This is a genomic window from Zavarzinia sp. CC-PAN008 (assembly GCF_051903925.1).
GTDB lineage: Bacteria > Pseudomonadota > Alphaproteobacteria > Zavarziniales > Zavarziniaceae.
The window spans coordinates 3,356,950-3,375,950 of the sequence record NZ_CP173678.1 but is presented as its reverse complement, the minus strand read 5'-3'; the positions used below and the strand labels follow the sequence as shown (position 1 = coordinate 3,375,950).

Sequence of the window (19,001 nt, the reverse complement as noted above, 5' to 3'; positions counted from 1 at the left end):
GGGCGGACAGACCGAATGGGAAGGCCCACGGAATTTCAGCAGGGCCTTTCCCGCACGCGTCTTTGCGTACGGGCGCCGCTGCCGCTAGGATCAGGGTCCGGCAAGCGGCAGGGCGGTTCACCCGATCATGAGTGCGCAGATCGACGAGAGCATTCTCGAGGCCGTGGCGATCCTGGCCGACGCCGTCAGCGCCGCCGTGGGTCCCGACGACCTGGCCACCCGCACGATCCGCGTGGTCCTGACCCAGCGCACGCCCCGCGCCCTGACGGCCGCCTCGCGGGCCTTTGCCGGGCTTGACCCGGCGACCAAGCGCACCATCGCGATCGAGGCCTATGGCCTGGCCCGGCAGGCGGCCAATCGTCCGGCCGGCGTGCGCCAGCTGCTTGAGAACACGCGCCGCAGGCCGCAGAGCAATTTCGGCAGCGGCCTGCTCAACGCCGTCAACGCCCGCGACTACACCAAACCCTGAGGCACCCGCGCAGCGACAGGCGGAGCGCGGGCCGCTGCTCGCCTCAGCCGCGCGAGCTCAGCGCGTGGTCGATGGGGATGCCGTGCTCGGCCACCAGGATGTGCGCCTGCATCGACGCCAGCGACTGCTCCCCCAGCGACGTGTAGTGCAGCAGGTCCATTCCCGTCCGGATCAGTGGGTGGATCATCGACCAGAAGAACGGCGGAAACTGCGACCTGAACTGCGCCAGGGTCTTCCAGGGAAAGGAATCCGAGATCCCGGATTCCTGAAGCTCAAGGAACAGCGCCTTGATCTTGGCGGGGAAGCGCGGATCGGCCACGGCGCCGATGAAGTGCGCGGCCCGCAGCAGCGCCTCGTAGCTGTTGTCGGCAACGGCGTCGGCCGGCGGCGGGAACTGGGCACCGCGCAGGATCCGGGCGACCACTTCCGCGTCGATGGTCGGATGGTCGCGGAAGCGCTGGCGGACGTACATCTGGCCGCGGTCGACGACGTACGGCCACAGCCACCCGGCAGTGGCGCCGCGCGGCATCGGGCGGCGGGTGAAGCGGCTGTCGATCACCGCTTCACCCGGGGCATCGCCGCGACAGACGCCATGCACCATGCCGATCGAGAAGCAGACCAGCGCCACCGTGAACTGGAGCCAGTCCTGCGAGCGGACATCGCCATCGCGCACGATGCGGCCCATCAGGATTTCCTGGCCCACCAGGGTGACGATCACCGTGTGATCCAGGTCGTGATACATCGCGTCCGTGCGGGCCAGGCGCTGCAGCGCCGGGCGCACCGCCTCGACCAGTGCTTGGCGGTGCTCGGGAAAGCGCCCGCCAAAGGCCTGCTCGTGGCGTGCCATAAGGCGACGCAGCAGGTCCTCTATGGCCAGGTCCTTCGGCCGGAACATGGTGGCGGAGCTTGAGCCCATCGTCCCCTCAGGCCAGTGCGTCACGATGCTCTTCGGCGAAGACGTGCGCGAACAGGTTCGCCATCCACAGGCGGCCGTCATGGGTCACGGACAGGTACTTCAGCCCGGCCGCGATCTCGCCATGGACATTGCTCCAGAAGAAGCGGGGATAGCCCTCGCGCAGGTCCTGCGGCGTGCGATAGCCCAGATGCGCCGTGGCGCCCGTCTCCTCGAACTCATAGAACAGCGCCGGCAGCTTGCGCAGGTAGTCGGGATCGGCCATCTGACCGATCAGGTCGGCGGCGCGGACGATCGCGGGGAACTCCGCCAGCCAGGTCGGATCGTTGTCGCCGGGAACGGGAAAGCGGGTGTGCTCGATGTTCGAGGCGACGGCCTCGGCATCCACCACGCGATGGCCCTGGAAGCGGTGGCGGACGAACAGCTTGCCCCGCTCGACGTGATAGGGCGTCAGCGCGGCGTCCGTCGCGTCCGAGGGCAGCTCGATCATCGTGCCCTGGTCATCGATGACATAGCGGCCGTCCTCGTCCCCCGGGCAGATGCCGCGCACATAGCCGATGTCGTGGCAGATCAGCGAGACCATGACGTTCAGCCATTCGCGCGGGCCGACGCCCCCCTCGATCAGGTGCTTGCCGCGCAGGATCTCCTGGCCCACCAGCGTCACCAGCATCGAATGCTCGACATCGTGATAGAGCGCGTCGGAATTGGAGATCTTCTCCATGACCATCGTCGCCACCCAGCGCAGGATGCCGGGCACCGCGGGGTCCATGGTCGAATACATCTGGTCGTATCGTTCCTCCAGCCGGCGGACGAAGTCGTCGATCAGGAGGGTGCTGCGGCTATACATCGGAACGTTCGTGGCGGACCCGGAACGCAACGTTCACGGCGCATTGCTCCGCCGTCAACCCCCCGGCGGCCCCGTGCGTGATCCCGGTCACCGCGCAGGGCCTGGCCGCGGACCCCCGCCCCTATTCCGCAGGCACCGGCCGGGGGTCCTGGGCAACGGGCGGAGCGGTTGCCGAATCGCCGTGCGGATGCAGCGGCGGCTCGTCCCGGCGGACGCGGAACCAGGCGGAATAGAGCGCCGGCAGGAACAGCAGCGTCAGCACCGTGCCGATCGATAGGCCGCCCATCATGGCGATTGCCATGGGCCCCCAGAAGACCTGCCGCGTCAGCGGGATCATCGCCAGGATGGCGGCCGCCGCGGTCAGCATGATCGGCCGGAAGCGCCGCACGGTGGCCCCCACGATCGCCTCGTGCCGGGTGTGGCCGGCTGCGATGTCCTTGTCGATCTGGTCGACCAGGATGACCGAGTTGCGCATGATCAGGCCGGCCAGCGCGATCACGCCCAGCATCGCGACGAAGCCGAACGGCGCGTTGAACAGCAGCAGCGCCCAGGTCACGCCGATCAGCGCCAGCGGTGCCGTCAGCAGGACCATGACCATCCGGCTCATGCTCTCCAACTGCAGCATCAGGATCAGCAGCATCAGAAGCAGCATCAGCGGCACCACCGCGGCGATCGACTGCTGGCCCTTGGCGCTTTCCTCCAGCGCGCCACCGATCTCGATGCGATAGCCGTCCGGCATGCGGGCGCGGACCGCGTCCAGCGCGCCGTTGACGGCCATGGTCACGTCCGGCGCCTGCACGCCGTCACGGATGTCGCTGCGCACCGTGATCATGGTCGTGCGATTGCGCCGCCACAGGACGCCGTTCTCGAAATCGTAGTCGATGCGCGTGACCTGGCTCAGCGGCACGGCGCGGCCACTGGCCGTGGGAATCGTGACCAGCGCCAGTCCCTCCAGGTCCAGGCGCTCGTTCGCGGCCGCCCTGGCGACCACGTCGATCAGTTCGTCGCCCTCGCGGTACTGGGTGATCGTCGTGCCCGACATCAGGCTGTTCAGCGTCTGCGACACAGCCGTGGAGTCGACGCCCAGGACCCGGGCCTTTTCCTCGTCCACGACGACGTGCACGCGCCTGGACTTCTCCTCCCAGTCCAGCTGGGGGTCGATCGTGTCGGGATTGGCGCGCATCACGTCCCGCACCTGATGGGCGAAGTCGCGCAGCGTCTCCGGGTCCGGCCCCATCACGCGGAACTGCACGGGAAAGCCGACGGGCGGCCCGTTCTCCAGGCGGCTGACCCGGCCCCGCAGGTTGACGAAATCGTTCTCGAACAGCGCCAGCAGGCGGGTGCGGACGCGCTCGCGCTCCTCCAGGCCCTTGGTCCAGATCACCGCCTGGGCGAACTGGCTCTGCGGATACTCGGGGATCAGCGGAAGGTAGAAGCGCGGCGTCCCGCCGCCGACATAGGTGACATAGCGCGCGATGTCCTCGTCACCCTTCAGCGCCGCCTCCAGCCGCTTGGTCTCCTCCAGGGTCGCGGCGATCGACGACCCTTCGGCCAGGCGCATGTCGACAATCAGTTCCGCGCGCGAGGCGGAAGGGAAGAACTGCTGCTGCACCATGCCGAAGGCGCCCAGCGACACCACGAAGGCCGCCACCGTCAGGCCGATCGTCACAAAGCGCCAGCGCAGGCAGAACTCGACCAGGCCCCGGAACGCCCGGTAGAAGCGGCCGTCATAGACGGCGTGCCCGTGGCCCGCGCCGGCATGCGGCTTCAGGAAGCGGCTGCCGATGAAGGGCGTGAAGACGACGGCAACGATCCAGGACAGGACCAGCGCCAGGGCCACGACCCAGAAGATGGATCCCGCGAACTCGCCCGTGCTCGACTGCGCGAAGGCGACGGGCAGGAATCCGACCGCGGTCAGCAGCGTGCCGGTCAGCATGGGAAACGCGGTCGAGGTATAGGCAAAGCTGGCCGCCTTCATGCGATCCCAGCCCTGTTCCAGCTTCACCACCATCATCTCGACCGCGATGATCGCGTCGTCCACCAGCAGGCCAAGGGCGATGATCATGGCGCCCAGCGAGATGCGGTGCAGGTTGATGCCCAGGATCTCCATGCCGGTCATGACCATGGCCAGGACCAGCGGGATCGACAGGGCGACCACCGTCCCGGCACGCCAGCCCAGGCTCAGGAAGCTCACCGCCAGAACGATCACCACCGCCTCGATCAGGCTGGTCATGAACAGGTCGATCGAATCCTTCACGATCGTCGGCTGGTCCGAGATCTGGGTGAAGTCGATGCCATGGGGCAGCTGGCCCCGGATCGTCTCCATCTTGGCGGCCAGCGCCTCGCCCAGGCGCAGGACATTGGCGCCCTTGGCCATCGACACCGCCAGGCCGATCGCCGGCTCGCCCTGGTAACGCATCAGGAACGTGGGCGGGTCGGCATAGGCGCGCTTCACGTCCGCGATGTCGCCCAGGCGGAACGAGCGGCCATTGGCCGCCACGACCAGGTTGCGGATCGAATCGACGGTCCCGAAACTGCCGCTGACGCGCAGGAACACGCGGTCCTGCGGCGTCTCGAACACGCCGGCCGGGGTCACCGTGTTCTGTCGCGCCAGGGTATCGAAGATCGCCTGCGGGCTGATTCCCAGCAGGGCGAGCCTGCGGCTCTCGAACTCGACGAAGACCTTTTCCGGCTGCACGCCGACCAGCTCGACCTTCTGCACGTCGGGGACGCCCAGCACCTCCTGCCGGACCCATTCGATCGTCTCGCGCAGTTCGGCATGGCTGAAGCCGTCCGCCGTGAAGGCGTAGACGGAGGCGAACGTGTCGCCGAACTCGTCGTTGAAGAACGGCCCGATCACGCCGGCCGGCATGGTGTGGCGGATGTCGCCCACCCGCTTGCGCACCTGGTAGAAGGCCTGCTGCACCGCCTCGCGCGGCATCGAGTCCTTCAGCGTGACGAACAGCGTCGTCTCGCCCGGCCGGGCATAGGAGCGGGTATGGTCGAAATAGCCGACCTCCTGCACCGCGCGCTCGATCCGGTCGGTGACCTGGAGCTCGACCTCGCGCGCTGTGGCACCGGGCCAGAAGGCGCGGATGACCACGATCTTGATCGTGAAGTCGGGATCTTCCGACCGGCCCAGCGAGCCGAACGAGAAGAACCCGGCGATGGCGCAGGCGATCATCAGGAACAGGACCAGGCTGCGATGCCGCAAGGCCAGGGCAGAGAGGTTGAACCGCCCTTCCCGGTAATGCTCCTGGCCGTTCGATCGCGGGGGTTCGGGGGGACGACCGCCTGAACCTGAATGGAATGGGTCGGGGACCAGGTCGCCTGGTCCGGAATGGGCGTCCATCGTGCAGCCTGCGCGTCCTGCTCCCCCGGGCGCGTGCGCCGGGACGTTTCCCTGCCTGTCGATTATAGCTTGGGGCCGCCCCCGCGGCCCATCTGCCTGGCCCTAGAGAGCGCTGAGCGTCAGCGGCGAGTCGTAGCGGCGGACCTTCATGCCGGGATCCAGCTTGTGCACGCCGGCCACAACAACCTCCTGCCCCGGCTGAAGGCCGGCACGGACCACGATGCTGTCGCTGCCATAGGTGTCGACCTGGATCGGCGCCAGGGCCACCGCGCCCTTGTCCGCGTCGAACACCCAGACGCCGGCCTGGCCGTCGCTTTCGACCAGGGCCGTCGATGGAAGGATGATCGCCGGCTCGCCCAGGCGGCGGCTGACCGATACGGTCGCCGTCATGCCATAGGCGATGACCGGCGTCTGCGTATCCAGGGCGATGCGGACGGCATAGGTCCGCGTCGCGGGATCCGCCCGGGCCGCCACTTCGCGCACCGTGCCGCTGGAGCGGAAGCTCTCGTCGCTCCACAGGCTGATGCGGATGTCGGTCGCGTCGCGGAACTCGGCCAGGCGCGCCTCGGGCACGTTGACGACGACTTCCTGCGCGTCCGTACCGGCAAATCGGACGACCGCCTGCCCCGCCTGGACCACCTGCCCGACATCGGCCAGGGTCTCGAACACCACGCCATCGCGATCGGCGACAAGGGTCGCATAGTCGAGCTGGTTGCCGGCGATCGCGGTTTCCGTACCCGACCGGGCCAGCGCCGCGTTGGCCATGTCGAGCGCCGTCTGCCGGCGGTCCAGCTCCGCCTTGGCAATGTGGCCGCGCTGGAACAGGGTCCGGGCGCGCTCGAACTCCAGCTTCGCCTGGTCGCGATCGGCCGTCGCCGCGGCCTGGGCCTCGCGCGCGCGCCGGCGCGACAGGCGCAGATCCTCAGGATCCAGGCGCGCCAGTACGTCGCCCGCCTTGACCCGGTCGCCATTGCGGACCAGGCGCTCCGTCACCCGCCCGCCCACGCGGAAGCCAAGATCGCTCAGCATCCGCGGCCAGACGTCGCCCGAATAGGTCGAAACCTGGGTCTGGTCGGTCAGGGCGACGGTCGTCACCTTCACCGGGCGCACGACCTCCTGCCGGGCCTGGGGCGGCTCGCCGCCACAGGCCGCCAGCAGGCTTGCCGCCAGTCCAACGACGGCGGACAGGCGCAGCGCCCGGGCAGACATCACCCGGCGATCCGCATGGCGGAGCGGGCAGCCATCACGCGCAGGCCCTCGATATGGACCTGGATCGCGTGCTCGACGGCGGCATCCTGGTCGACCCAGTCCAGGTTCGGCTTGGCGTCCCGCAGCGCGAGCACGCCAAGGCCCGCCGCCCAGATGCCCTGCACCAGCAGGTCGATCGAGATCGGGGGGAAGCGGCCCAGGGCCACCGCCTCGGCGACGGACACCTTGTAGAGGCGGATCGATTCGGCCATGCGCGGATCGTCCAGCACCGCCGCCATGTCGCGGAACGGCGCACGGCGCAGGAACATGAAGGCGACGGCCGCCGGCTCCTCCCGCGCGAAGGCGCTGAAGTCGCGGGCCAGCGCCACGATGCGCTCAACCGGATCGGCGATGCGCGCGGCGATCGCGCGCTGCCGGTCCTGGAGGTTGGCATATTCGTTCAGCCACATCTCGGCCAGGATTTCGTCCCGGTCCGCGAAATAGCCATAGAGGGCCGCAGCGGACACACCCAGGCGCTGCCCGATGCGACGCATCGAGGCCGCCTCGTCGCCACCCTGAAAGTACAGGTCGCGAGCCGCCTCGACGATCTTGTCGCGCATCGCCTGACGCGCCGCAGAAGGATGTTGCATGATCGACCGCGCCTGAACAGTGAACGTAAACGTGTTCAGTTTACGGTGCAGCGCACCCAGGTCAAGCACTGTTCAGGGGGTGGGGCAATCCTGTCGCAGGGCATATGACCGACCGGTCATTCAGCGGACAGCAGCACGCAGGCTGGCCTCCAGTACAAGTGGGCAGTGTTCAGCCGATCGGCAAGGGGGGCATGGCCGCAGTGCAGCATTGCGGCAAATGCGGGTCACTCGCAGAATGCGGAGAGGCAATCCGCAGGGCAATGCAGGCGCGATCCTTCAGCAGTTCACGCGCCCGCTGCGCCGGCTCCCCCACCCTGCCGGGCCCGCGCGGCACGCACCCGCGCGACGCGCTCCAGCAGCCAGGCCCAGGCCTCCCGCTCCTCGGCCCCGCCGCCGCTGGCGACCCGGGGACCCAGCTCGGCCAAGGCCCGGTCGACCGCCGCGTCCTCCTGGCTGTCGATCGCCGCGACGATGGCCACGCCTTCCATCACCGCGGCCTTGGCCCGGCTGAAGCCGCGGAACGGCGCATGGGTCATTTCCAGGATCGGCGCGAAGTGGAACCAGGTCCCCCCCTCGCCCGCGTCCTGCCCCGTCAGTTCCAGCTCGGCATGGGCCAGGCAGTCGCGCAGGCGCACGCCCCGCACGCGCTCGGGCGGGGCCAGCGGCCAGATGTGCCGCCCCGTCAGGCAGCCCGCGAACAGGCGCGTGTCATCGGTGAAGTTCGCCACGGCATAGGGCACGTCCAGCAGGTTGGCATGGGTCGACGAGTCGGCCGGCACCAGGACGCTCCACCGCGCGCGGTCGCTGTGCAGCAGCTTGGGCGCGATGTGCGGGCGCCCCTTGGCGTCCATGGTGCTCAGAATGACGTCCCGGATCATGGCGGCGCTCCCCCCCTGAGCGTGCGGCTCCGGGGCATGGCCCGGTTCCCATGGTCCGGATAGCAGATGGGGGTTAACAGGTCGCAACGACGGCGGAACGCGCCGCGTGGCGCTAGGTGTCGGAACGCGGCCGGATCATGACCAGTTCGACGCCGGCGCTCTCCGCCTCGGGAAAGACGTCCAGCTTCTCGACCGTCACCGCGGCCTCCAGGATGCGGGAATCGGCCAGGCAGGCCTCCGCCACCTGGCGCGCCAGGATCTCCACCAGCTCGACATGGCCGGACGCGGCCAGCGCGCGGACCGTCGCCACGATCGTCTCATACGAGACGACGCTGTCGATGTCCCGGCCCAGCGCCAGGCGCGGATCGGCCATGGTGCAGGTCACGCCCAGCCGGACGCGCTGGGCGGTGCCGTATTCGTGGGGATAGATGCCGATGTGCCAGGGCACGACCAGGTTGCGCACGAAGATGCGATAGGACCGGGGCACCGGGGCCGCACGGACGGTGCCTGCGTCCTCTGCCAGTCTGTCCCGGATCGCCGCGGTCATCGTGGGGTCAGGTCCCTGAATGCGATGCAACACGGGCGATCATGCCGGGCGCCCGGCAGGGTGACAAGGCGGCCCGCCGGGGGTCAGCCATGCCGCCAGCCGCCGTCGCCGAAGCGCCCGCCGTCGACATGGATCGCGAACGTGTCGGCCCGCCCCAGGGCGACCAGGCCCATCCCCGCCCGCTCCGCCTGGCGCAGGGCAAGCGCCGTCGGCGCCGAGACGGCGACCAGGACGGCGATGCCGGCGCTGGCTGCCTTCTGCACCAGTTCGACGCTGCACCGGCTGGTCACCAGGGCGAAGCCGTCCGCGGCGCGATGTCCGCCTCGCGCCAGCGCACCCACCAGCTTGTCCAGCGCGTTGTGGCGGCCGACATCCTCCCGCACCAGCAGGATCCGCCCCGCCGTGTCGGCAAAGGCGGCGCCGTGCACCGCGTGCACGACCCGGTTCAGCGGCTGCAGCCCCGGCAGCGCGTCCAGCGCCCGCCGGATCGCCGCCATCTCCAGCACCGGGCCGGGGCCGAGCGGGGCCAGCGGGCGCAGGGCCTGGTCCAGCTCCTCGACCCCGCACAGGCCGCAGCCGGTGCGGCCGGCCAGGGTGCGCCGGCGCTGCTTCAGCGCCTCGAACCGCCTGGCCGTGACACGCAGGTGCAGCGCGATCCCCTCCCCCGCGGGCACGGGATCGACCTCCAGCAGTTCGCCCGCGCGCTCCAGGATCCCCTCGGACAGGCTGAAGCCCAGGGCGAAGTCTTCCAGGTCGGCCGGCGTCGCCATCATCACGGCATGGGACACGCCGTTATAGACCAGGGCGACGGGAACCTCTTCCGCCACCGCACGCATCGCTCCCTCCGCGCCGGTCTCCGACACGATGCGCGCAGCGACGGAAACGAAGGACGGCGGGGCCACGGCAGGGATCCGGACGAGGGGGCGACGGTTCAGCATCGAAGCACAGTGGGGCACACTCGGCCAACGACGCCCCAAATGGAAAGGACAGGCCATGGCCCGCGACCCGGGACGCACCTATTCGGCGGACGAGATTGCCACGCGGCTGGCGGCAGACCTGCCCCGCTGGACCTATGCCGACGGCTTCATCCGCCGCACCTACCGCACCCATTCGTGGAAGGGCACGCTGATGGTCGTGACCACCGTCGGCCACCTGGCGGAGGTCGCCTGGCATCATCCCGACCTCGCCGTCTCCTATGACACGGTCGAGGTGAAGCTGCAGAGTCACGATGCGAAAGGCATCACCGACCGCGATTTCGCCCTGGCCGCCAAGTTCGAGGCGGTCATCGACTGGCAGCCCGCGAAGGATGGCGTGCTGGAGGGTACGCCCCAGGAACCGCGCCACGCCTATCTCCGCCGGGACTGAGGCGCCGCCGGGACTGGAGCCGGAACCGGAGTGTCTCGTCCGGGGTTCGCGGCGTCACGGCGTCGCTTGCCCCAACAGCGTTCGTCTCATAGAGTGAAGGCCACGGCACATCTGCGTCGTGCGACCCACACGCGCCGCGAAACAAGACCAATCAGGAGGACCCTATGGCCTGGAGCACCCCGAAGATCGTCGAGATCAGCGTCGGCATGGAGATCAACTGCTACGCCTGCGCCGAGGTCTGATCGGCCAGGGTCCTGCCGGGTTCCGGTGGGATCGCAGATGCGGCGCCGGCCCTGCCGGTGCCGCCGTCCCCCTGAGGGACAGCACTCCGGGCCGCTGATGCGGCCTTTTTCATGACGTGAGTTGCGCGATGCAGAGCGAACCGACCGCGCACGTGGCCCCCCGCGCCCCGACGTTCGAGCCGCCCATGGCGCTGCTCGCCGAGCTGACGCATCGCTGCCCGCTGCAATGCCCCTATTGCTCCAATCCCCTGGACCTGGAGCGGGCCAGTGCCGAACTGTCGACCGCCGAATGGCTGGACGTGATGCGCCAGGCAACGCGCATGGGCCTGCTCCAGATCCACTTCTCCGGCGGCGAGCCGACCGTGCGTCGCGACCTGGAGGATCTGGTCCGGGGCGCGGCAGGGCTTGGCCTCTACAGCAACCTCATCACCTCGGGCGTGCTGGCCGATGAAGCGCGGGTGCACCGTCTGGCCGATGCCGGGCTGGACCATGTCCAGCTCAGCATCCAGGACAGCGATCCCGCGGGGAACGACCGCATCGGCAACCTGCCCGGCGCGCTGACGAAGAAGCTGGACTTCGCAGGCTGGGTCCGAGCCGCCGGCCTTCCCCTCACCCTCAACGCCGTCGTCCACCGCCAGAACCTGGAACACCTGCCGGCCATGATCGACCTCGCCCTTGCGACGGGGTCCAAGCGGCTGGAGGTGGCGCATGTCCAGTACTATGGCTGGGCGCTTCGGAACCGCGCGGCCCTGATGCCGACCCGGGCCCAGCTCGAGGCGGCAACCGCGATCGTGGACGCGGCCCGCCGCGACCTGAAGGGCCGGCTCGTCATCGACTACGTCGTGCCCGACTATTACGCCAAGCGGCCAAAGGCCTGCATGGGCGGCTGGGCACGGCGCTTCCTGAACGTCGCGCCCGACGGCATGGTCCTGCCCTGCCACGCTGCCGAATCGATCACGGGCCTGGCCTTCGAATCTGTGCGCGACCGGCCGCTCGCGGAGATCTGGGCCGACTCGCCCGCCTTCCAGGCCTATCGCGGTACCGACTGGATGCCGGCGACGTGCCGTGCCTGCGAACATGCCGAACGCGACTGGGGCGGCTGCCGCTGCCAGGCCTTCGCGATCTCCGGCCGCGCCGATGCGATCGACCCGGCTTGCGCCCTCTCCCCCGACCACGCCCTGCTCGTGGACCTGGCCGAAAGCGAATCGGCCAAGGCCCCGCCCGCCTTCACCTACCGCCGCATCGGCGCTGGCTGAGGCCGCAGCATCAACATCCTTCGAGACGGCTTTCGGCCTCCTCAGGATGACGCCTGTTGAGAATTTCCTTGGGAAAACAACGTCCTCATGCCGAGGGGCGGCCGCACGGCCGCGTCTCGAAGCATCGTCCCCGACGCTGACGCCGCACTCAATTCCCCGGCGTCAGCAGGTCGCTCACCACGCGTTCCAGCTGCCGCAGCGTGCCGCACGACGCGATGAGGTGGCAGCACGGCGCATAGCGCGGCATGTCGCTGTCGCCCGTCCCCCACAGCACGCGCTGCTCCGGGTTCAGCCAGATCACCCGCTTGGCGCGCTCGCCGATGCGCCGCAGGACGTCGGTGCGGGGGTCGGTGTTGTTGCCCCGCGCGTCACCCAGGATCAGCACCGTGGTGCGCGCCGTGATCTGGTGGGCGAAGCCCTTCTCGAAATCCTCGAACGACTTGCCGAAGTTCGATGAGCCGAAGCCGATCGAGCCCATGATCTCCTTGATCGCCTCGTCCACCGGGCGTCCCTCGAGGATGTCGCTGACCTCGACCAGGTGATTGGTGAAGGCAAAGGCGCGCAGGTCGGACAGCGCCTCCCCCAGCTCATAGAGGAAGGTGAGCAGGAACTCGGAGACCGAGGCGACGGAGCCGGAGACGTCGCAGAGCACCATCAGGCGCGGCCGGTCGATCTTCTTCTGCTTCCAGATCGTCAGGAACGGCACGCCGCCCCAGCCCGCGTTCTTGCGGATCGTGCGGCGGGTGTCGAGCTGGCCGCGATTGCGCCGCTTGCGATTGCGCGAATGGCGGTCGCGCAGGCGCCGCGCCATGGCCCTGACAAGCGCCCGCATGCGTTCGCGGTCGCGCGGCTCCAGCTGGCTGATGCGGGCATTGCGCAGCGTATCCTCGCGCAGCTTCTCGCCCTCGCCCTTGGCATAGAGTTCGAGTGCCTGATCGACCCGCTCGCGCACCTGGGCGCGCAGTTCGGCCAGCTGCTGGCGCAGGCGTTCCGCCAGCGCATCTGGCGCGTCCTCGATGTCCTGCTCCAGCCGGTTCAGGCCCATCAGTTCCAGCATGCGCCGCGCGAACAGGCCGGCCTGGGTGAAGATGCGGATCTCCTGCAGGCCGACGGCATCCGCCGCCTCGGCCATCGCCGCCCCCAGTTGCGCGCGATCGTTCGTCAGAAGGGCCTGGGCCAAGTCGCCCATGTTCGCCATGGCCTCCGCCATCTCGGGCGATTGCGGCTGTCCCGGTTCCGCGTCGGACGCTTCGTCACCAGCCTGGCGCTCGCCGTCCTGCTCGTCCTCCGCCTCGGCCGCCTCGGCGTCGTCCGGCGCTGCGGGCGGGCGGAAGAAGAGGTCGAAGCATGCCTCGATCCGCGCCTTCTCGTCGCGCGACTTGGCCAGCGACAGGGCCAGCGCATCGCGCAAGCCCTCCCGGTCGTCCCAGCCGATCGCCTCGGCCGCACGCAGGGCGTCCATCGTCTCCGCCGGCGAGATGCGCACCCCCGCCCCCCGCGCGGCCCGCACGAAGTCGAGCAGCGCCTGGGTCATGGCGCCTTGCCTTCACCCACTCCCACCTCATCCTGAGGTGCGAGCGCAGCGAGCCTCGAAGGATCGGCCGCCAGCGCAGGTGGCCCATCTTTCGAGACGGCCTTCGGCCTCCTCAGGATGAGGTAGTGAGAAAGTTGAGGTCTCACACCACCTCGCGCTCGACGCGGGCGACGATCTCCGGCACCTGGGTCATGGCCAGCTGCATGTCGCCCTCGTACTTCAGCAGCACGTTGAGGGTGGACTGCACGATGTCCCGGTCCAGCGCGCTGGCGTGGAGCAGGACCAGCACGCGCGCCCAGTCGATCGTCTCGCTGACCGAGGGCAGCTTCTTCAGGTCCAGGCCCCGCAGCGCATCGACGAAGGCGACCAGCTTGCGCGTCAGGGCCGGCGCGATGCCGGGCACGCGCGTCTCGACGATCCGCGCCTCAAGCTGGGGCTCGGGGAAGCCGATGTGCAGGTGCAGGCAGCGCCGCTTCAGGGCATCGCCCAGGTCGCGCTGCGCGTTGGAGGTAAGGAAGACCAGCGGCGGCACGGGTGCCGAGATCCGCCCGATCTCGGGGATCGACACCTGGTAGTCCGACAGGATCTCCAGCAGGAAGGCCTCGAACTCCTGGTCCGCCTTGTCGATCTCGTCGATCAGCAGGACGCAGCCATCGGGCTGCTGCAACGCCTTGAGCAGCGGCCGCGGCTCCAGGAACTGTTCCGAGAAGAAGACGTCGCCAAAGCTGTGCAGCTTGGCCATCGCCTCGTCCAGCGTCTCGGCGTGGCCCAGGACCTGGCCCAGCTTGTCCTTCAGGATCTGGGTATAGAGCAGCTGCTTGCCATACTTCCATTCGTACAGCGCCTTGCTCTCGTCCAGGCCCTCGTAACACTGCATGCGGATGAGATCGAGGCCGAGCCACGCGGATACGGCCTTGGCCAGTTCGGTCTTGCCGACGCCCGCCGGCCCTTCGACCAGGATCGGCTTTTCCAGGCGCTGGGCCAGGAACACGGCGGTGGTGATCGAGCGGCTGGCGATATAGCCGGACGCGGCAAGGCCGGCCTCGACCTCCGCGATCGCTGCCTGGGGATTGGTCGTCATGCTGTCGTCGTTCCGATCAAACGCGTACCCAATGCCGCCTGCTGGGCCGCCCGGGGCCCGCGTGCAATCGACATCATAAGGTCGAAGTCGCCAAACAGGCGGGTGATTGCGGGGGTTACCTGCGTCCCATGGTCTCCATGCGCCCGCGCCCGGCTCAACAGGTCGGCTGCCAGCACGCGCAGGCCGACGAGCAGGCGCTGCACGCGGGGGCCGTCGCCGGCATCCACCGCCTCGGCCGCGGCGCGCGCGCCCTCGCCCAGCACGGCGACCAGGCCTGCCATGCCACCGATCCAGGTCCCCGCAGTCTCCGACGGCGGCGTCGCCGCGGCCAGTTGGCGGACCAGCGCCTGGAACGATCCATGCAAGCCGGGTGCGCCGGCGGCATCCTCCACATTGCGGAAGGTCAGCGCCATCGCCTCGTAGGCGCCGCCATCGGGTCCAAGGCGGTCCGCCTCAGGCACGGCCACATTGTCCAGGACCAGGCCGCAATGCTGTGACGGCTTCAGCGCGCCAAGCTCAGGCATGGGCTTGAAGGTCAGCCCTTCGGCATCGCGTGGCACGACGAAGGCGCCATAGCGCTTGCGCCCCTGCTCCTCACGCACGATCGCGAACACGACGATGTGGCTGGCTTCGGGGCCGTTGGTGACGAAGGACTTTTCACCGCTGATGCGCCAGGTATCGCCGTCGCGCGTCGCCTGCGTGGTCAGCAGCTTAGGATGCGCCCCCACCTTGGGTTCCGAGATCGCCACGGCAAAGGCCGCCTCGCCGCGCGATGCAGGCGCCAGCCAGCGCTGCGCCTGCTCGGGCGTGGCGAAACCGGCGATGAAGTGGCGCGCCGTCAACTGCCTGCCGGCCCAGGTCATGCCCAGGCCCGGCAGCCCGCTCTCCGCGATCAGCACCGATTCAACCGCCCCGATCGCGGCAAATGCGCCTTCGCCATAGGGGGCCGGCAGGCCGACACGGAACAGCCCGGCCTCCGCCGCGCCGCGCAGCGGCGCGTCCAGGAAGTCCCCCTGGCGGGTCGCCACCCAGGCCGTCGCGCGGTTCACCGCGTCGTTGTTCATTGGTTTCCTCCCCATTCTTCCCGTTCATCCCCGCGAAGGCGGGGATCCAGGGCCGCGAGCGCTGTCCTGCGTGACTCTGGATCTCCGCCTTCGCGGGGATGAACGGAACGATTTACGCCGCCAGCTTGGCCAAGGTGTCGGCCAGCCACAGGGCACCGTCCAGGCGCTGCTCGACCCGTTCCCAGTCCTTCAGGCAGACCAGCTTGTTGTCGGGGCGGATCTTCACCTGGCCCCGGCTCTGGCCGATGAACTGGACCAGCCCTGCAGGATTGGGGAAGTCCGCCTTGCGGAACACAACAGTCGCCCCCTTTGGCCCTGCGTCCATCTTCTCGATGTTCGCGCGCCTGGCCAAGGCCTTGATCTCCACCACCTTCAGCAGGTGCTCGACCTCCTGCGGCAGCGGGCCGAAGCGGTCGATCAGTTCAGCCGCAAAGCCGTCGATCTGGCTGCGGTCGGCAAGGTCCGCGATGCGGCGATAGAGGCCCAGGCGTACCTCCAGGTCCGCGACATAGTCCTCGGGGATCAGGACGGATGCGCCGATCGCGATGTTAGGCGACCATTCGTCCTTCTCGGGCGCCGCATTCGCGGCACCGGCAGCGGCGCGGGCCGCCGCCATCGCCTCTTCCAGCATCTCCTGGTAGAGCTCGATGCCGACCTCGCGCACATGGCCCGACTGTTCCTCGCCCAGCAGGTTGCCGGCGCCGCGGATGTCCAGGTCGTGGCTGGCCAGCGTGAAGCCGGCCCCCAGTTCGTCCAGGCTCTGCAGCACCTCCAGCCGCCGCTCGGCCGTCGCCGTCAGCACCTTGCGCGGGGGCACGGTAAAATAGGCATAGCCGCGCGCCTTGGACCGGCCGACGCGGCCGCGCAGCTGATAGAGCTGGGCCAGGCCGAACATGTCGGCGCGGTGGATGATGAGCGTGTTGGCGGTCGGGATGTCGAGGCCGGATTCAACGATCGTGGTCGACAGCAGCACCTCGTACTTGCCGTCATAGAAGGCGTTCATCACGTCGTCCAGCTGGCCCGGCGGCATCTGGCCATGGGCGCGGATGACCTTCACCTCCGGCACCTCGCGCGCCAGGAACTCCGCTGCCTCGTCCAGGTCGGCAATCCGCGGCACGACATAGAAGCTCTGCCCCCCGCGATAGTGCTCGCGCAGGATCGCCTCGCGCAGGACCAGCGGGTCAAAGGGAAGGACATGCGTGCGCACGGCCAGGCGGTCGACCGGCGGCGTCGCGATCAGCGACAGATCCCGCACCCCTGTCATCGCCAGCTGCAGCGTGCGCGGGATCGGCGTCGCGGTCAGGGTCAGGACATGCACCTCGGCTCGGAGCTGCTTCAGGCGCTCCTTGTGGGCGACGCCGAAGTGCTGCTCCTCGTCGACGATGACCAACCCTAAGTTCTTGAAGTCGATGCCCTTGCCCAGCAGGGCGTGAGTGCCGACGACGATGTCCAGCTGCCCTTCGCCCAGTTCCTTCTTGACCGCCTTCTGGTCCTTGGGCCCGACCAGGCGCGACAGCTGCCCGATGCGCACCGGCAGGCCCTGGAAGCGCGCGCTGAAGGTGCGGAAGTGCTGGCGACACAGCAGCGTGGTCGGGGTCACGATCGCCACCTGCCGGCCCGACATCGCGGTGATGAAGGCGGCACGCATCGCGACTTCCGTCTTGCCAAAGCCGACGTCGCCGCAGATCAGGCGGTCCATCGGCTTGCCGCTCGACAGGTCCCCCATGACGTCGGCAATGGCCGCGATCTGGTCGTCCGTCTCAGGGTACGGGAAGCGGGCGGCGAACTCGTCATACATGCCGCGCGCCACCTCGACCGCGTCGGTCGTGCGCACGGCGCGGGCGGCGGCCACCTTGATCAGTTCCGCCGCCATGTCGCGGATGCGCTTCTTGAGCTTGGCCTTGCGCGTCTGCCAGGCCACACCGCCCAGCTTGTCCAGCTGCCCGCCCGACTCGGCCGAGCCATAGCGCGACAGGACCTCGATATTCTCGACCGGGACCAGAAGGCGCGCGTTCTCGTCGTACATGATCTGCAGGAAATCGTGCAGCGCCCCCTGCACACTGATCGTCTGCAGCCCGTCGAAGCGGCCGATGCCGTGTTCGACATGGACGACCAGGTCGCCCGGCGTCAGCGCCGTTGCCTCCGTCAGGAAGTTCTCGGCCCGCCGGCTGCGCTTGGCCTGGCGCACCAGGCGATCGCCCAGCAGGTCCTGCTCCGAGATCACGGCCAGGTCCGGCGCCTCGAACCCACGCTCCAGCGGCAGCACGACCAGGGCCACGTTGCGCGGATCCAGGCGCTGCACCTCGCGCCAGCTGTCGGCGCGCACGACGCCCGGAATGGCGTGATCGTGCATCACCGTCGCCAGGCGATCGCGCGCACCCGTCGATGTACAGGCGACGACCGTGCGCCTGCCGGCGTCCTGCAGGCGGGTGATGTGTCCCGCCGCCACGTCGAAGACGTTGACCTGGGCCCTGCCCTCGGCCTGCCCCTGCGCCCGTTCCGCCGCGAACTCGCGGCCCGGGCGTCCGTCCATGTCGATCGCCTTGGGCTCCGACGGACCGAACGGCTGGAACTGGCGCACCCGGCGCGCGCCCAGCAGGCGCTGCAGTTCCGGCTCGCGGATGTACAGCTGCTCGGGCGGCACCGGCTTGTAGACCGTGCCTGCGCCCGCCGTCCGGGTCTGCCGCTGCTCGACGCGCGCCGCGTAATAATCCTGGATCAGCGCCAGGCGCGCATGGGCGCTTTCCTCGACCTGGGGATCAAGGATCACCATCAGGCCGGGCACATAGTCAAAGACGGTGTCCAGGCCCTCGTAGAACAGGGGCAGCCAGTGCTCGACGCCGGCATGGCGCCTGCCGCCGCTCACCGCCTCGTACAGCGGATCGTCATCGGCGACGGCGCCGAACAGTTCCTGGTACCGCCCGCGGAAGCGCCGCACCGAATCGGGATCGAACGGCACTTCGCTGGCCGGCAGCAGGTCGAGGCCGGTCAGCGTGCCCGTCGTCCGCTGGGTCAGCGGATCGAAGGTGCGCACCGTCTCCAGCGTGTCGCCGAACAGGTCCAGGCGCGCCGGCTCTACCTGCCCCGGCGGGGCCACGTCGATGATCCCGCCGCGCACGGCGTATTCGCCCGCCTCGCGCACCGTTCCGGTCCGGGTATAGCCGTTGCGCGCCAGGAACACGGTCAGCGCGTCCAGGTCGACGCGGTCGCCCGGCGTCAGGCGATAGGTCGCCTTGCGGATCGCCTCGCGCGGGACGACGCGCTGCAGCAGCGTGTCGACCGGCACGATCACCACCACGCCCTTGGCCCCCGCGGGCAGGCGGGCCAGCCGGCTCAGCGTCTCCAGCCGGCCACTGACGATGTCGGGCGAGGGCGAGACACGGTCATAGGGCAGGCAGTCCCAGGCGGGCAGGCCCACCACCTCGATGTCGCGCGCCAGGAAATTAAGCGCGCTGGTCAGCGTCCGCGCCCGCGCCTCGTCCCGCACGACATGCAGCACCGCCTCGCTCCGGGCCAGGCCAGCCAGGACCAGGGCGTCGAACCCCTCGGGCACCCCGGCCACGGTCTGGCGCGGCGCAGGTCCTGCAATCAGCTTCAGCTTGTCCACGGCGGTGC

The 19,001-nt window shown here is 69.3% G+C and carries 16 protein-coding genes; 4 read left to right on the top strand and 12 right to left on the bottom strand.

Annotated elements, in window-relative coordinates; genetic code table 11:
• Nucleotides 1–127 precede the first annotated feature (127 nt).
• Nucleotides 128–469 (top strand): hypothetical protein, encoded by a 342-nt coding sequence (locus ACI6GS_RS15880; protein WP_439814424.1) that lies wholly within the window; start codon nt 128–130, stop codon nt 467–469.
• Between the two features lie 43 nt (nt 470–512).
• Here the strand turns inward: ACI6GS_RS15880 and ACI6GS_RS15875 are convergent, their stop codons facing one another.
• The 8 genes from ACI6GS_RS15875 to fdhD form a co-directional block, all read right to left on the bottom strand.
• Entirely contained in the window at nt 513–1,409 is an 897-nt protein-coding gene (locus ACI6GS_RS15875) for a hypothetical protein (RefSeq protein WP_439814423.1), read from the bottom strand.
• Complete coding sequence (locus ACI6GS_RS15870) at nt 1,393–2,229, bottom strand: hypothetical protein (RefSeq protein ID WP_439814422.1); 837 nt, start codon at nt 2,227–2,229, stop codon at nt 1,393–1,395. Before ACI6GS_RS15870 ends, ACI6GS_RS15875 begins: the two co-directional genes overlap by 17 nt.
• A 121-nt stretch (nt 2,230–2,350) precedes the next feature.
• Entirely contained in the window at nt 2,351–5,581 is a 3,231-nt protein-coding gene (locus ACI6GS_RS15865; protein ID WP_439814421.1) for an efflux RND transporter permease subunit, read from the bottom strand.
• A gap of 102 nt (nt 5,582–5,683) precedes the next feature.
• Complete coding sequence (locus ACI6GS_RS15860) at nt 5,684–6,790, bottom strand: efflux RND transporter periplasmic adaptor subunit (RefSeq protein ID WP_439814420.1); 1,107 nt, start codon at nt 6,788–6,790, stop codon at nt 5,684–5,686.
• Nucleotides 6,790–7,419: a TetR/AcrR family transcriptional regulator gene (locus tag ACI6GS_RS15855; protein WP_439814419.1), complete on the bottom strand. Its 630-nt coding sequence runs from the start codon at nt 7,417–7,419 to the stop codon at nt 6,790–6,792. Before ACI6GS_RS15855 ends, ACI6GS_RS15860 begins: the two co-directional genes overlap by 1 nt.
• 284 nt (nt 7,420–7,703) lie before the next feature.
• Nucleotides 7,704–8,297 carry a DUF447 domain-containing protein gene (locus ACI6GS_RS15850; protein ID WP_439814418.1) on the bottom strand — a complete coding sequence of 198 codons (594 nt, stop codon included), beginning with the start codon at nt 8,295–8,297 and terminating at the stop codon, nt 7,704–7,706.
• Between the two features lie 112 nt (nt 8,298–8,409).
• Entirely contained in the window at nt 8,410–8,844 is a 435-nt protein-coding gene (locus tag ACI6GS_RS15845; protein WP_439814417.1) for a dihydroneopterin aldolase, read from the bottom strand.
• Nucleotides 8,845–8,927: 83 nt separating this feature from the next.
• Nucleotides 8,928–9,680 carry a formate dehydrogenase accessory sulfurtransferase FdhD gene (gene fdhD, locus ACI6GS_RS15840; protein ID WP_439814416.1) on the bottom strand — a complete coding sequence of 251 codons (753 nt, stop codon included), beginning with the start codon at nt 9,678–9,680 and terminating at the stop codon, nt 8,928–8,930.
• Between the two features lie 157 nt (nt 9,681–9,837).
• Between fdhD and ACI6GS_RS15835 the strand changes: the two genes are divergently transcribed.
• From ACI6GS_RS15835 to pqqE, 3 genes are all read left to right on the top strand, one after another.
• Entirely contained in the window at nt 9,838–10,209 is a 372-nt protein-coding gene (locus ACI6GS_RS15835; protein WP_439814415.1) for a 4a-hydroxytetrahydrobiopterin dehydratase, read from the top strand.
• A 164-nt stretch (nt 10,210–10,373) separates the two neighbouring features.
• The gene (gene pqqA / locus ACI6GS_RS15830; protein ID WP_439817983.1) at nt 10,374–10,451 is read left to right on the top strand and encodes a pyrroloquinoline quinone precursor peptide PqqA; all 78 of its coding nucleotides are present in this window, start codon (nt 10,374–10,376) and stop codon (nt 10,449–10,451) included.
• Between the two features lie 128 nt (nt 10,452–10,579).
• Entirely contained in the window at nt 10,580–11,707 is a 1,128-nt protein-coding gene (gene pqqE / locus ACI6GS_RS15825) for a pyrroloquinoline quinone biosynthesis protein PqqE (RefSeq protein WP_439814414.1), read from the top strand.
• Between the two features lie 148 nt (nt 11,708–11,855).
• Here pqqE and ACI6GS_RS15820 read toward each other — a convergent pair whose 3' ends face one another.
• The 4 genes from ACI6GS_RS15820 to mfd form a co-directional block, all read right to left on the bottom strand.
• On the bottom strand, nt 11,856–13,241 hold the full coding sequence (locus tag ACI6GS_RS15820; protein WP_439814413.1) for a vWA domain-containing protein: 1,386 nt from the start codon (nt 13,239–13,241) through the stop codon (nt 11,856–11,858).
• Nucleotides 13,242–13,383: 142 nt separating this feature from the next.
• On the bottom strand, nt 13,384–14,322 hold the full coding sequence (locus tag ACI6GS_RS15815) for an AAA family ATPase (protein ID WP_439814412.1): 939 nt from the start codon (nt 14,320–14,322) through the stop codon (nt 13,384–13,386).
• Nucleotides 14,319–15,386: an acyl-CoA dehydrogenase family protein gene (locus ACI6GS_RS15810; RefSeq protein WP_439814411.1), complete on the bottom strand. Its 1,068-nt coding sequence runs from the start codon at nt 15,384–15,386 to the stop codon at nt 14,319–14,321. The genes ACI6GS_RS15815 and ACI6GS_RS15810 overlap by 4 nt, the downstream gene beginning before the upstream one ends.
• A gap of 112 nt (nt 15,387–15,498) precedes the next feature.
• Nucleotides 15,499–18,993, bottom strand: a complete 3,495-nt coding sequence (gene mfd / locus ACI6GS_RS15805; RefSeq protein WP_439814410.1) for a transcription-repair coupling factor — start codon at nt 18,991–18,993, stop codon at nt 15,499–15,501.
• Nucleotides 18,994–19,001: the final 8 nt, after the last annotated feature.